The following is a 13,135-nucleotide window of genomic DNA, read 5'->3' as shown; positions in this document are numbered from 1 at the left end:
CTTACTTCCCCGGTCTTGATGAACAAACAGCGCGTCATCCCGCTCATCGTCGCCACCGCCCTGTTCATGGAAAACATGGATTCGACGGTGATTTCGACCTCGCTGCCGGCGATCGCAGCCGACATCGGCACGAGCCCGCTGACGCTGAAGCTCGCGATCACGTCCTATCTGTTGTCGCTCGCCGTCTTCATCCCCGCCTCGGGATGGACCGCCGACCGCTTCGGCGCTCGCATGGTGTTTGCGCTGGCGGTCGCCGTGTTCATGGTCGGATCGATCGGCTGCGCGCTGTCGACTTCCGTCAGCAATTTCGTGTTCGCGCGCATCCTGCAGGGCATGGGCGGCGCGATGATGACACCCGTCGGGCGGCTGGTGCTGCTGCGTAGCATCGACAAGAGCGCCCTCGTCAACGCGATGACATGGGTCACTGTGCCTGCGCTGATAGGTCCCGTGATCGGGCCGCCGCTGGGCGGCTTCATCACGACCTATTTCTCCTGGCACTGGATCTTCCTTATCAACATTCCGATCGGGCTGCTCGGCATCTTCATGGCGATGAATTTCATCGACCCGATCAAGAGCATCGACCCCGAGCGCTTCGATCTCTACGGCTTGATGCTGGCGGGCGTGGGACTGGCCGGCATCGCCTTCGGCCTGTCGGTCGCCGGCCTCAATCTGTTGCCCTGGGCCGTCATCGTCGCGCTCATCGGCATCGGCTCGATCTCGATGGCGCTTTATGTACTGCACGCGCGGAAGACAGGCTCGCCGGTGCTGGATTTCTCGCTGCTGCGGCTGCCGACGCTGCGAGCCGCGATCATCGGCGGCTTCATGTTCCGCCTTGGTATCGGCGCGTTGCCATTCCTGCTGCCGCTTCTGATGCAGGTCGGGTTCGGGCTGACGCCGTTTCAATCGGGCCTTGTTACCTTCGCCTCCGCCGTAGGCGCGATGGGCATGAAAACGCTGGCCGCACGCATCATCCGTACCTTCGGCTTCCGCAACATGATGACCGTCAACGCCGTGATCAGTGCGTTTTTCCTCGCTGCCTGTGCGCTGTTCACGGTAACGACGCCGCTGATGCTGATCTTCATCATCCTGGTGGTCGGCGGCTTTTTCCGTTCGCTGCAGTTCACCGCCATCAATACGGTCGCCTACGCCGAGATCGAGCCGGCGCAGATGAGCCGGGCCACCACGCTCGTCAGCGTCAACCAGCAATTGGCGGTGTCGGCGGGTGTTGCTCTCGGCGCAGCCTCGGTCGAGACGACGCTGTGGGTGCACCAGCAAGCCGAGCTGACCGCCAGCGCTTTCGGACCGGCGTTCCTGGTGGTCGCGCTCGTCTCGGCCGCCTCGTGCTACCTCTTCTGGCTGATGCCCGATGATGCCGGCCACGAAATCTCCGGCCGCAAGGCACTCGCGATCTCGAGCCGCAAGAGCGCGGCGAAAAGCGCCGCGCAGGAAGCAAGGGCGGTCGCGACCGAGGAGACCCAGAACGCGCGGGATCAAAGGCTGGGTTAGATCTTCGTCATTGCGAGGAGCCAACGGGTCCGCGCGAACGCGCGGCCCGATGACAGGCTCCGCGACGAAGCAATCCACACTATTTCCGCGGAGACAGTGTGGATTGCTTCGCTTCGCTCGCAATGACGGGGTTACCCGCCCCGAAACCCCGTCGCCAGCACGTAGCGCTCGGATGAATCCTGCCGGCTTGCCGCCGGTTTCACATGCTTCACGCTCGCGAAATCGCGCTTCAATTGCGCCAGCAACTCTGCATCAGCGCCGCTCTGGAACACTTTGGCCAAAAACGCGCCGCCGGGCTTGAGCACTTCGGCGGCAAAGGCGGCTGCAATCTCGACCAGGCCGACGATGCGTAGTTGATCGGTCTTGCGGTGGCCGGTGGTGTTGGCCGCCATGTCCGACATCACGATGTCGGCGCCGCCGCCCAGCATCGCCCTCAGTTTCTCCGGCGCATCGTCGGCATGGAAATCGAGCTGCGCGAAGCTGACGCCGGGGATTTCGCCCATCTCCAAGAGATCGATCGCGACCACCTTGCCCTTGCCTTCGGCGGCGCCGACGCGCTTGGCGGCGATCTGGCTCCAGCCGCCAGGCGCGGCGCCAAGGTCGACCACGGTCTGGCCCGGCCTCAGCAGGTGGTATTTGTCGTCGATCTCGATCAGCTTGTAAGCCGCACGTGAGCGAAAACCCTCGCGCTTGGCTTTCGCGACATAGGGATCGTTGAGCTGCCGCTCCAGCCAGAGCTTCGAGGAATGCTTGCGCTTGCCGCCGGTCCTGACAGTGACGTGCAGGCGGCCGGTCGTATCCTTGGCCATACGATCACCAGACGCCCAGGGCGCCGTCCTCGCGCATCATCTCGACCAGCATGCCCTCGCGCAAGCCGCGGTCGGCGACGCGCAGCCGCGGCAGGGGAAACGCCTGGCGGATGGCGTCGAGAATGGCGCAGCCCGCGAGCACCAGATCGGCACGATCGACGCTGATGCAATTGTTGCTGGCGCGTTGCTGGTAGCTCATGTTGAGCAGCCGGTCGACGGTCGCGGTGATGTCCGCGTCCTCCATCCAGATGCCGTCGATGCGGCGGCGATCGTAGCGAGCGAGATTGAGGTGGATGCCGGCCAGCGTCGTCACGGTGCCGGAGGTGCCGAGCAGATGCATGCCGGCAAGATCGCAGCCATGTTCGGCCGCGAACGGCTCGATGTAGCCCGCCACCTCCTCGACCATCCGCGTGTACGCATCCCTTGTGACATCGCGGCCCCCAAAATGTTCAGCCAGGGTCACGACGCCGAGCGGGATCGACATCCAGGCTTTTGTCCGCGGATCGGCGTTCGTCTCGGCCGGATCGCGCTCGATCCGCACCAGTTCGGTCGAGCCGCCGCCAATGTCGAACAGGATCGCACCGCGGCCTTTGGGATCGAGCAGTGGCGAGCAGCCGATCACCGCCAGCGCCGCCTCGGTCTCGCGGTCGATTACCTCGAGGCGGATGCCGGTCTCGGCGGCGACGCGGTCGCGGAAGCCATCCGCATTCGAGGCCGCACGGCAGGCTTCGGTCGCAATCAAGCGCAGGCGCTTCGCTTTCCGGAAGTGGATCTTGTCGCGGCAGATGCTAAGAGCCGCGATCGCGCGCTCGATAGCGGCCTCGCTGATGCAGCCGGTCGCGGACACGCCCTCGCCCAGCCGGATAATGCGCGAGAAGGAATCGACCACGCGAAAGCCGTCGACCGACGGACAAGCGATCAGGAGCCGGCAGTTATTGGTGCCGAGGTCGAGCGCCGCATAAACCCCGGTTCCCGGAACCTGCGCGGGGTGCGCGCTTGCCGCGAGAGGCTCCGCCATCGCGCCTGCAGCTTGCAGGACTTCGCACGGCATAGGGCCGGCGCGAAGACGCATGTCATTATTCATTCAAACTGTCTTTCCGCGACCGTGACCGGCCGGCTGGGAATGGCCTTTTCGCGGCAAAGTCTAGCAGCGCCCAAGGGGTGTGCAACAGCACCACATAGGACTATGCCTAATCTGCACGTTGTGGGGTGGCGATCCCTGCATTATTTCAGGGGAACAGGCGGAAAACCGCGCAAAATCAGGCTGATTCAATGCAAGACCACACGTCACCCTCGACTCTCGAAAACGCTATTGCAATGCAAAAATACGGTGTCGGCCAGCCGGTCCGCCGCAAGGAAGACGACACTTTGGTCCGCGGCAACGGCAAGTACACCGACGATTTCAGCCTGCCCAACCAGGCCCATGGCTGGCTGGTGCGCTCGAGCCACGCCCACGGGATCATCAAAGGCATCGACACCTCTACCGCCAGAACCATGCCCGGCGTGCTCGGCGTATGGACCGGCGCCGACCTGGCTACCGCCGGCTATAAGCCCTTCATCTGTGGGCTTCCCCTGAAAAACCGCGACGGCTCGCCGCTGTTGCAGACCAACCGCATGCCGCTTGCGACCGACAAGGTGCGCTATGTCGGCGACGCGATCGCCTTCGTCGTCGCCGAGACCGTGGCGCAGGCGCGGGATGCGGCTGAAGCCGTCCAGGTGGATATTGAAGCGCTGCCTGCCGTCACTGACGCAGAAAAAGCTGCAAAACCCGGCGCGCCGCAGCTCTACGACCACATCCCCAACAACGTCGCGCTCGACTATCACTATGGCGACACCGCCAAGATCGATGCCGCCTTTGCCAGCGCAGCGCATGTGACAAAGCTCGACATCGTCAATACGCGCGTCGCCGTGGTTCCGATGGAGCCGCGGGTGGCGCTCGGCCAATACGACAAGGCAAGCGAGCGCTACACGCTGCAGGTGCCTACCCAAGGCGTGTCCGGCAACAAGGCGATCATGGCGCGCATTCTCAACGTGCCGGCCGAGAAGGTCCGCATCCTCACCGCCAATGTCGGCGGCTCGTTCGGGATGAAGAACCTCAACTATCCCGAATATGCCTGCATCCTGCATGCGGCCAAGGCGCTCGACCGCCCGGTGAAGTGGACCGACGAGCGTTCGACGAGCTTCCTCTCCGACAGCCAGGGCCGCGCGCAGAAGATCCATGCCGAGCTCGCGCTCGATGCCGAGGGAAAATTCCTGGCGGTGCGCCTCAGCGGTTATGGCAACCTCGGCGCGTTCATCACCGGCGTCGCGCCGGGTCCGCTCTCGCTCAACACCGGAAAGAATCTCGCCAGCGTCTATCGCACCCCGCTACTTGGCGTCGACATCAAGACCGTCGTCACCAACACCACGCACATGGGCGCCTATCGCGGCGCCGGCCGGCCCGAAGCCAACTACTTCATGGAGCGGCTGATCGACCGCGCCGCCGACGAGATGGGCATCGACCGGCTCGCCTTGCGCAAGCGCAATTACATCAAGCCAGCGCAACTGCCGTTCGCAGCCGCTTCCGGTGTCACCTATGACAGCGGCGATTTCGCAGGTGTCCTCGCAAAGGCGCTGGAGGTTTCCGACCACGCCAATTTCGCTAGGCGCAAGCGCGAAAGCCGCAAGAATGGCAAGCTGCGCGGCATCGCGGTCGGCTCGTATCTCGAAGTCACCGCGCCGCCGAGCGGCGAGCTCGGCAAGATCACCTTCGATCCCGATGGTTCGGTGACGCTGACGACCGGCACGCTCGACTATGGCCAGGGCCATGCCACGCCGTTCGCGCAGGTGCTGACCGATCAGCTTGGCGTGCCCTTCGACAAGATCAGACTGCAGCAGAACGACAGCGATCTCGTCCGCTTCGGCAACGGCACCGGCGGCTCGCGCTCGATCACGGCGACGGGACAAGCGATTGTCGAGGCGTCCGCGCTCGTCGTCGAGAAGGGCAAGAAGGTCGCGTCGCATTTTCTGGAAGCTTCCGAAGCCGACATCGAATTTTCCGGTGGGCGCTTCACTATCGCCGGCACCGACCGTTCGATCGGCATCATGGAGCTCGCGGAGCGCGTGCGCGAGACCAAAATGCCCGAAGGCGTGCCCAATTCGCTCGACGTCGATCATGCGACCAAGGACACGCCGTCGACCTTCCCGAACGGTTGCCATGTCGCCGAGGTCGAGATCGATCCCGATACCGGCGTGGTCAAGGTCGTGCGCTACACCGGGGTCAATGATTTCGGCACCGTCGTCAATCCGATGATCGTGGCGGGCCAGCTTCACGGCGGCGTGGCGCAGGGCATCGGCCAGGCGCTGATGGAGGAAGTGAACTACGACACAAGCGGCCAGCCCATCACCGGCTCGTTCATGGACTATGCCCTGCCCCGCGCGGAAGATGTTCCGATGATGGAAGTCGGCGATCACCCTTCGCCGGCAAAATCCAATCCGCTGGGCACCAAGGGCTGCGGCGAGGCCGGCTGTGCCGGCAGCCTCGTCTGCGTCGTCAATGCGGTGCTCGACGCGCTCTCGGAATACGGCATCAAGTACATCAACATGCCGCTGACGCCGGAGAAGGTCTGGCGCGCGATCCAGGACGCCAAGGCGAAGGCGGCCTAGCCGTTTATCGTTACGCCTGTCGATAACAACGGAGCCGGTCTCATGCCAGCCGCCATCATCGATGATCTTCGTGCGGCGTTCGATGCGACGACGGTGTTGACCGGCGCCGACATCGATGCGCGCTATCACACCGACATGGCCGGCGTCCCGGTCGCCCCGCCGCTCGCGGTCATACGGCCGCGCTCAACCGAGGAGGTCTCGAAATTCCTCAAGCTTTGCCATCAGGCGCGCGTACCCGTGACGACGCAGGGCGGCATGACGGGCCTGGTACGCGCCACCATGCCGCTGCCCGGCGAGATGGTGCTGTCGATGGAGCGCATGAACGCGATCGAGGAGGTCGATACTGGTGGCGGGGTCGTCGTCACCCAGACCGGCGTTCCGCTGCAGCGCCTGCAGGAGCACGTCGGCGAAAGGGGCTTCATGTTCCCGCTCGACCTCGGTGCGCGCGGCAGTTGTACGATCGGCGGCAACATCTCGACCAATGCAGGCGGCAACCGCGTGATCCGCTACGGCATGACGCGCGATCTCGTGCTGGGGCTCGAGGCGGTGCTCGCCGACGGCACCGTTCTCAAGGGTGTCCGCAAGTACATCAAGAACAACACGGGCATCGACTTGAAGCAGCTTTTCGTCGGCACCGAGGGCACGCTCGGCGTGGTCACGCGCGCTGCCTTGCGTATTTTCCCAGCGCCGGCCGAGCAGCAGGTGGCGCTTTGCGCGCTTGCGAGTTTTGGCAAGGTCCGCGCGCTCCTTGACCTGGCCCGTACGCGGCTTGGCGGCGACCTCACGGCCTTCGAGGTGATGTGGAACGAATATTACCGCCTCACGACCGAGCTCGTGAAAGGCGTCGCCGCGCCGCTGCCGACGAGCCACCCGTTCTATGTTCTCCTGGAATCATCCGGCAGCGATGCCGAGCGCATCCGCAACGATCTGGAGGAAATGCTGGAACAGGCGCTTGAGCAGGAGATCATCCTCGATGCGACCATCGCAAACTCGGGCGCGGCAGCCACGGCAATCTGGAAGGTCCGCGACTCCTCGACCGAACTCGGGCGTGCGATCGGTCCCAACAGCGTCGGCTTCGATATCAGCCTCGCCATCGACAAGATGGAGGCGTTCGCCGACACGATCAAAAGCGAGCTGAAGACCAAGATCGACAAGGACGCCTATGCCATCGTGTTCGGTCACGCCGGCGACGGCAATCTGCATGTCAACGCCAAGTATCCGCCGACGGTGGACAGGAACGAGGAAGTCACGAAACTCGTGTACGGGATCACCGCCGATTTTGCCGGCTCGATCTCGGCCGAGCATGGCATCGGCCTCCTCAAGCGCCCCTACCTGAAACTCAGCCGCACCGAGGAAGAGATCGAAACCATGCGCACGCTGAAGCGCGCCCTGGATCCGCATCACATCCTCAATCCCGGGCGCATCTTCACGGTGTGAGGTGTGGTGTCGCGAAGCCAAACAGGTCGTCATGCGCGGGCTTGACCCGCCTGCGGGGCCGAAGCCCCTTCTGCGCGGCGAAGGCCCGCGCATCCATCAAAACGAGAGTCATTCCGAAGACGATGGATTGCCGGGTCAAGCCCGGCAATGACGAGTCTCTTTACGCCGCGGCCTGCTCACGGGGCTCGTAGATCGCAATGTGCCAGCAATGCGCAAGCGGCGTGGTGCCGTTGGCAACGACCAGTGCATCGAGCTCGACGAAGCGGTGGCCCTTCTTCTCGTAGTTGCCGACCACTTTTGCGCGTGCCGTGAGTTCATCGCCGACCTTGGCCGCCGCGAGAAGCTGCATCTTCGTGCCGACATGGATCCAGGGGCCGAGGATGGCGTTGTCGACCAGCACCTTGTTCATGATCCGCGGCAACAGGCCGGGATGCCCCAGCCTCTCGCGCCTGTAAATCGGATCGGTCTCGCGGATATCGCCGAGATATTCCGTCGCCGCCTCGCCAGCCCAGTCCCGCGGAATGCTACCGAGCCATTTGCCGACCTGGTAGGACGCCGCGTTGACCGGCTTGCGCTCCTTGACGGCGGCGACTGCGGTGTAATCCGCAAGAGAATACGTCGGCGCTGATGCCGGCAGTGATGCGCTGCCGGTGGCGCAGAGATCGCCCCGGCTCTGCACCTCCATGCTGAGGCCACCGGCTTCCTCGACCGCGCTTACCTCGGCGATCTCGCCATCATAGACCGGCTTCACGAACCGCGCCTCGATCAGGCCGCGCTCGAGGAAGGCGCGACCCCATTTCGCGACGGGCATGTGCAGCATGTAGGCGAGCACATCGACGCCGGGAACGAGGCCACCGGAGAAGCCGTATTTCCGCGCCACCGTATCGTCGTGGATCTTGTTTTCGGAGAATTTTGAGGTGTTGTAGGCCGAGACGCGGTGGGCCTCCATCTGCTTTGCCATCCCTGTTTCCCCGATTTTTGGCCATTTGCCTGCGATGATCGTACGCAAGGGAACAGCACTGGCAAGCCGTGTTTTGCTCGCAATCCTTGCTCGAATAGAGTACCACGCCCCGCAAAAGCTCATAGCAACCAGAGCCCATATAACGAGCAAATGCCGCCACCTCTCATCCAACTCAAGGACATCAAGCTCACCTTTGGCGGCACGCCGCTCTTGACGGGCGTCGAGCTGTCGGTGTCGCCGTCCGAGCGCGTCTGCCTGATTGGCCGCAACGGCTCCGGCAAGTCGACGTTGCTCAAGATCGCGGCGGGCCTGGTCGAGCCGGACTCCGGCAGCCGCTTCGTGCAGCCCGGCGCGACCATACGCTATTTGCCGCAGGAGCCGGATTTTGCCGAGCACAAGACCACGCTCGCTTATGTCGAGGCCGGCCTCGGGCCCGGTGACGACCACTACGCAGCGCGCTATCTGCTCGAACGGCTCGGGCTCAACGGCGACGAAGACCCCGCCCACCTTTCCGGCGGCGAGGCGCGCCGCGCGGCGCTGGCGCGGGTACTGGCGCCTTCGCCCGACATTCTGCTCCTGGACGAGCCGACCAACCATCTCGACTTGCCGACCATCGAATGGCTTGAACGGGAGCTCGACAGCCGCCGCAGCGCGCTCGTCCTCATCAGCCATGACCGCCGCTTCCTCACCAACCTCTCGCGCGCAACCGCGTGGCTTGACCGCGGCGAAATCAGGGAGATCGACCGCGGCTTTGCGGCCTTCGAATCCTGGCGCGACGAGGTGCTGGCAGAGGAGGAACGCGACCAGCACAAGCTCGACCGCAAGATCGTCAATGAAGAGCATTGGCTGCGCTATGGCGTCACGGCGCGGCGCAAGCGTAACGTCAAGCGGCTCGGCAATCTCTTTGCGTTGCGTGAGCAGCGCAAGACTTATCGGGGCACAGCCGGCAAGGCCAATCTCACCGCGGCGGAAGCCGAAAAATCCGGCCGGATGGTGATCGAGGCGAAAGGCGTCAGCAAGGCGTACGGCGAGCGCAGGATCGTCGAGAATTTCTCGATCCGGATACAGCGCGGCGACCGCGTCGGCATCGTAGGTCCCAACGGCGCCGGCAAGACCACGCTGGTGAATTTGCTGTCCGGCGCTGAGCCGATCGACAGCGGCAGCGTGCGACTTGGCGCCAATCTTGAGATGGCGACGCTCGATCAGCACCGGGAAAGTCTCGACCCCAAATCGACGCTTGCGGAAGCGCTGACCGGTGGCCGCGGCGATCATGTCATGGTCGGAGGCAAGCCCAAGCACGTCGTGAGCTACATGGAGGATTTCCTGTTCTCCCGCGAGCAGATGCGCACGCCCCTGGAAGTGCTCTCCGGCGGCGAGCGGGGGCGGCTGATGCTGGCGCGGGCGCTTGCCAAGCCGTCCAACCTGCTCGTGCTCGACGAGCCGACCAACGACCTCGATCTCGAAACCCTCGACGTGCTCGAGGAGATGCTCGGCGATTACGAGGGTACGGTGATCCTGATCAGCCACGACCGCGATTTCCTCGACCGCGTTGTCACCTCAGTGATCGCGCCTGACGGCGATGGCAGATGGGTCGAATATGCCGGCGGCTATTCCGACATGCTCAGCCAGCGCGGGTCTGATCTCAGCCGCGAGCCGGCGAAGACGCCGGCGGTTGAGGAGAGGAAGGAAGCCAAGGCCGCCGCGCCCGCACCAGCGCAAAAACGCCGGTTGAACTTCAACGAAAAGCACGCGCTGGAAACGCTGCCGAAGACGATTGCGAAGTTGCAGCAAGAGATCGCGAAGCAGCAGCGGCTGCTCGACGATCCCGAGCTCTACGCCAAGGATCGCAAGACGTTCGAGGATATCTCGCGCGCGATCGCGAAAGCGCAAGAAGAGTTGGCGTCAGCCGAAGACCGCTGGCTGGAGCTGGAAGTGTTACGTGAGGAAATCGAACAAGCATAATCCGAACGGTTTCGTCATTGCGAGCGAAGCGAAGCAATCCATACTTCACAATGAATGGATTGCTTCGTCGTGGAGCCTGTCATCGGGCCGCGCGTTCGCGCGGACCCGTTGGCTCCTCGCAATGACGAGAATACTGATACTGAACTGGAGTCGTCCCCATGACCACGCCCCTCGCCGCCAAGATCGCAAAGGAATACGGCACGCCCTGCGCCGTCATCGACATGGACAGGGTCGAGCGCAACATCGCGCGCATCCAGGCGGCCTGTGATGCCGCGGGCGTCGCCAACCGGCCACATATCAAGACCCACAAGAGCCCGATGCTGGCGAAGATGCAGGTCGCCGCCGGTGCGAAAGGCATCACCTGCCAGAAGCTGGGCGAGGCCGAGATCATGGCGGATGCCGGAATCGACGACATCCTGATCTCCTACAATCTGCTTGGCGATGAAAAGATGGCGCGGCTCGGCGCGCTGCAGGCCAAGGCGAACATGACAGTCGCCGCCGACAATTCGACAGTGATCGCGGGCCTGCCCAAGGCAGCGGAAGCCTCGGGGCGGTCGCTCTCGGTCGTGGTCGAATGCGACACGGGGAGGAAGCGCGCGGGAGTCGAGACGCCGGCCGAAGCCATTGCGCTGGCGCGTGAGATCGCCGCGTCAAAGGGCCTGCAATTTGCCGGCTTCATGCTCTATCCCACCGAAAGCGGCTGGGCGGAGGCGCAGAAATTCTACAACAAGGCATTGGCCGGCGTGCGCACGCATGGGCTCAACGCCAAGATGGTTTCGACCGGCGGCTCGCCGAATCTGAAGAATCTCGGCAAGCTCAAGGGCGCGACCGAGCATCGCCCCGGCACTTACATTTACAATGACCGCATGCAGGTCGCGGCCGGCGTCGCAAGCTGGGATGATTGTGCGCTGAACATCTATTCGACGGTGGTGAGCCGCGCCGGCCCCGAGCGCGGCATCCTCGATGCCGGCTCCAAAACGCTGACGTCCGATCCTGGTGGCGGGCTCGACGGCTTTGGCCTGATCCTCGAACATCCCGAAGCGAAAATCGCGAAGTTCGCCGAGGAGCATGGCTTCCTCGATCTTGCCCGCAGCAACGCGCGGCCCAACGTCGGCGACGTCGTGCGCATCGTGCCCAACCACGTCTGCGTCGTCGTCAACATGATGGACGAAGTGGTGATGGTGCGGGGCGAGGAGATCGTCGGCGTGCTGCCGGTGGCGGCACGGGGGAAACTTCGATGAAATCGTAGGGTGGGCAAAGGCGCACTTGCGCCGTGCCCACCGTTAATTGGCAGCCACACAACAAAGTGGTGGGCACGCTTCGCTTTGCCCACCCTACGATTTCGTCAGCCACTTTAGCGCACCCATGCCAGCCGCGGCGCCCGTCGCAAACGAGGCCTGCAGGAGATAGCCGCCGGTCGGCGCTTCCCAGTCGAGCATCTCCCCGGCGGCAAACACGCCCGGCAAACGGCGCAGCATGAAGTCGTCGTCGAGCTCATCGAACGAAATCCCGCCCGCGGTCGAGATCGCGCGCGCGATGGGCGCGGTGTCAGTGAGCCTGACCGGGACGGCGTTGATCAAGCTCGCTAGCGCTTCGGATGACATTGAAGTCAACGATTGAACAGATGAAATCGCCGTCTCCTGCAACACGCCGATCGCGACCGCCGAGAGATTGGCGGCCTTGCGCAGGAAATTGGAGAACGATTGCTTGCCGCGCGACGCGGATAGTCGCAACGCAAGCTCGCCCGTTGCAAGGTCGGGCCGCAGGGCAACCTCAAGGATCGCCTCGCCTGTTTTCGCGATCCCTTCGCGCAGCTCGGCCGAGAGCGCATAGATCGCACCGCCCTCAATGCCGCTACGGGTGATGATCGCTTCGCCGCGGATCGCGTGCGCGCCGAACTTGAATGCGACACTCTTGAGCGGCTGCCCCTCAAAGCGATCCCTGAAGAGCTCCGACCAATTCACCACGAAGCCGCAATTTGCCGGCCGCAGCGGCGTGATGATGACTCCCCTCGCCGCCAGCAGCTCGGTCCACGCTCCGTCAGAACCGAGCCGCGGCCAGCTTGCGCCACCGAGTGCGAGCACCGTGGCGCGGGCCTCCATCACGCGCAATCCTTCGGCCGTTTGAAATAGCAGGCGGCCGTAATCATCCCAGCCAATCCAGCGATGACGAAACGCAAATTGCACGCCCTGTGCGTTCAGTCGCCGCAACCAGGCGCGCAGCAACGGCGAGGCCTTGAAGCTTTGCGGAAACACGCGCCCGCTGGAGCCGACAAAGGTCGGCTGCCCCAGCGCCTCGCACCATTCGCGCAAACGATCCGGTGGAAAGGCGGATATCGCGGCGGCTAGCCACGGCGCCGCCGTGCGATAGCGCGTGAGGAACGCGGGCAACGGCTCGCTATGGGTGAGGTTGAGCCCGCCGCGCCCGGCCATCAGGAATTTGCGTCCCGCCGACGGCATGGCGTCATGGACGGTGACGCGGGCACCGCCTTGCGCCAGCACCTCCGCCGCCATCAGCCCGGCCGGGCCGGCGCCGATGACGACAACATGGTTTCTTCCTGATACCATCGTGTGAGTTTACGGCGAAGGCGTGCAACAAACACAGTCGTCATGCCCGGGCTTGACCAGGCTTGACCCGGGCATCCACGCAAATCACGCACGCGGTGCCAAAGACGTGGATGGCCGGGTCAAGCCCACGGCTGTCCGGTTTAGCTTTGGCATAGGCTGAGGCTCATCTGTCGCTGATCTTTGATGATTGGCGGAGGCGGATCGAGGAGGCGATCGATCCGCCGTCGCTGCATGAGGTTTTGAGCGAC

General features: G+C 63.9%; 9 protein-coding genes. 5 read left to right on the top strand and 4 right to left on the bottom strand.

Annotated elements, in window-relative coordinates:
• Positions 1-18: 18 nt before the first annotated feature.
• The gene (locus VKR55_RS31610) at positions 19-1,506 is read left to right on the top strand and encodes an MFS transporter (RefSeq protein WP_324409325.1); all 1,488 of its coding nucleotides are present in this window, start codon (positions 19-21) and stop codon (positions 1,504-1,506) included.
• Positions 1,507-1,637: 131 nt separating this feature from the next.
• Here the strand turns inward: VKR55_RS31610 and VKR55_RS31605 are convergent, their stop codons facing one another.
• A complete protein-coding gene (locus tag VKR55_RS31605; protein WP_324409324.1) occupies positions 1,638-2,315 on the bottom strand; it encodes an RlmE family RNA methyltransferase in 678 nt (225 codons plus the stop codon).
• A 4-nt stretch (positions 2,316-2,319) separates the two neighbouring features.
• The gene (locus VKR55_RS31600; protein ID WP_414642508.1) at positions 2,320-3,399 is read right to left on the bottom strand and encodes a Ppx/GppA phosphatase family protein; all 1,080 of its coding nucleotides are present in this window, start codon (positions 3,397-3,399) and stop codon (positions 2,320-2,322) included.
• 188 nt (positions 3,400-3,587) lie between these two features.
• Between VKR55_RS31600 and VKR55_RS31595 the strand changes: the two genes are divergently transcribed.
• Both VKR55_RS31595 and VKR55_RS31590 read left to right on the top strand, forming a co-directional pair.
• A complete protein-coding gene (locus tag VKR55_RS31595; protein ID WP_324409322.1) occupies positions 3,588-5,960 on the top strand; it encodes a xanthine dehydrogenase family protein molybdopterin-binding subunit in 2,373 nt (790 codons plus the stop codon).
• A gap of 42 nt (positions 5,961-6,002) precedes the next feature.
• Complete coding sequence (locus VKR55_RS31590) at positions 6,003-7,397, top strand: FAD-binding oxidoreductase (protein ID WP_324409321.1); 1,395 nt, start codon at positions 6,003-6,005, stop codon at positions 7,395-7,397.
• Between the two features lie 160 nt (positions 7,398-7,557).
• On the opposite strand, the gene VKR55_RS31585 is transcribed toward VKR55_RS31590, so the two are convergent.
• A complete protein-coding gene (locus tag VKR55_RS31585) occupies positions 7,558-8,358 on the bottom strand; it encodes a hypothetical protein (RefSeq protein ID WP_324409320.1) in 801 nt (266 codons plus the stop codon).
• Between the two features lie 150 nt (positions 8,359-8,508).
• Here VKR55_RS31585 and VKR55_RS31580 point away from each other — a divergent pair, with 150 nt between their 5' ends.
• Both VKR55_RS31580 and VKR55_RS31575 read left to right on the top strand, forming a co-directional pair.
• Entirely contained in the window at positions 8,509-10,320 is a 1,812-nt protein-coding gene (locus VKR55_RS31580; RefSeq protein ID WP_324409319.1) for an ABC-F family ATP-binding cassette domain-containing protein, read from the top strand.
• Positions 10,321-10,478: 158 nt separating this feature from the next.
• On the top strand, positions 10,479-11,561 hold the full coding sequence (locus VKR55_RS31575; RefSeq protein WP_324409318.1) for a D-TA family PLP-dependent enzyme: 1,083 nt from the start codon (positions 10,479-10,481) through the stop codon (positions 11,559-11,561).
• A gap of 93 nt (positions 11,562-11,654) precedes the next feature.
• Here the strand turns inward: VKR55_RS31575 and VKR55_RS31570 are convergent, their stop codons facing one another.
• Positions 11,655-12,887 (bottom strand): BaiN/RdsA family NAD(P)/FAD-dependent oxidoreductase, encoded by a 1,233-nt coding sequence (locus VKR55_RS31570; RefSeq protein WP_324409317.1) that lies wholly within the window; start codon positions 12,885-12,887, stop codon positions 11,655-11,657.
• Positions 12,888-13,135: the final 248 nt, after the last annotated feature.

Origin of the sequence: Bradyrhizobium sp., from assembly GCF_035309285.1 — a bacterium.
GTDB lineage: Bacteria > Pseudomonadota > Alphaproteobacteria > Rhizobiales > Xanthobacteraceae > Bradyrhizobium.
Note: the sequence above shows the minus strand (reverse complement) of the source record. Positions and strands in the feature narration are given on the sequence as shown.

What these genes read in the sequence shown, in the direction of transcription:
- VKR55_RS31610 (WP_324409325.1), top strand. Translation starts at nt 19, where the DNA reads ATGAACAAACAGCGCGTCATCCCGCTCATCGTCGCCACCGCCCTGTTC.
- VKR55_RS31605 (WP_324409324.1), bottom strand. Translation starts at nt 2,315, where the DNA reads ATGGCCAAGGATACGACCGGCCGCCTGCACGTCACTGTCAGGACCGGC.
- VKR55_RS31600 (WP_414642508.1), bottom strand. Translation starts at nt 3,399, where the DNA reads ATGAATAATGACATGCGTCTTCGCGCCGGCCCTATGCCGTGCGAAGTC.
- VKR55_RS31595 (WP_324409322.1), top strand. Translation starts at nt 3,588, where the DNA reads ATGCAAGACCACACGTCACCCTCGACTCTCGAAAACGCTATTGCAATG.
- VKR55_RS31590 (WP_324409321.1), top strand. Translation starts at nt 6,003, where the DNA reads ATGCCAGCCGCCATCATCGATGATCTTCGTGCGGCGTTCGATGCGACG.
- VKR55_RS31585 (WP_324409320.1), bottom strand. Translation starts at nt 8,358, where the DNA reads ATGGCAAAGCAGATGGAGGCCCACCGCGTCTCGGCCTACAACACCTCA.
- VKR55_RS31580 (WP_324409319.1), top strand. Translation starts at nt 8,509, where the DNA reads ATGCCGCCACCTCTCATCCAACTCAAGGACATCAAGCTCACCTTTGGC.
- VKR55_RS31575 (WP_324409318.1), top strand. Translation starts at nt 10,479, where the DNA reads ATGACCACGCCCCTCGCCGCCAAGATCGCAAAGGAATACGGCACGCCC.
- VKR55_RS31570 (WP_324409317.1), bottom strand. Translation starts at nt 12,887, where the DNA reads ATGGTATCAGGAAGAAACCATGTTGTCGTCATCGGCGCCGGCCCGGCC.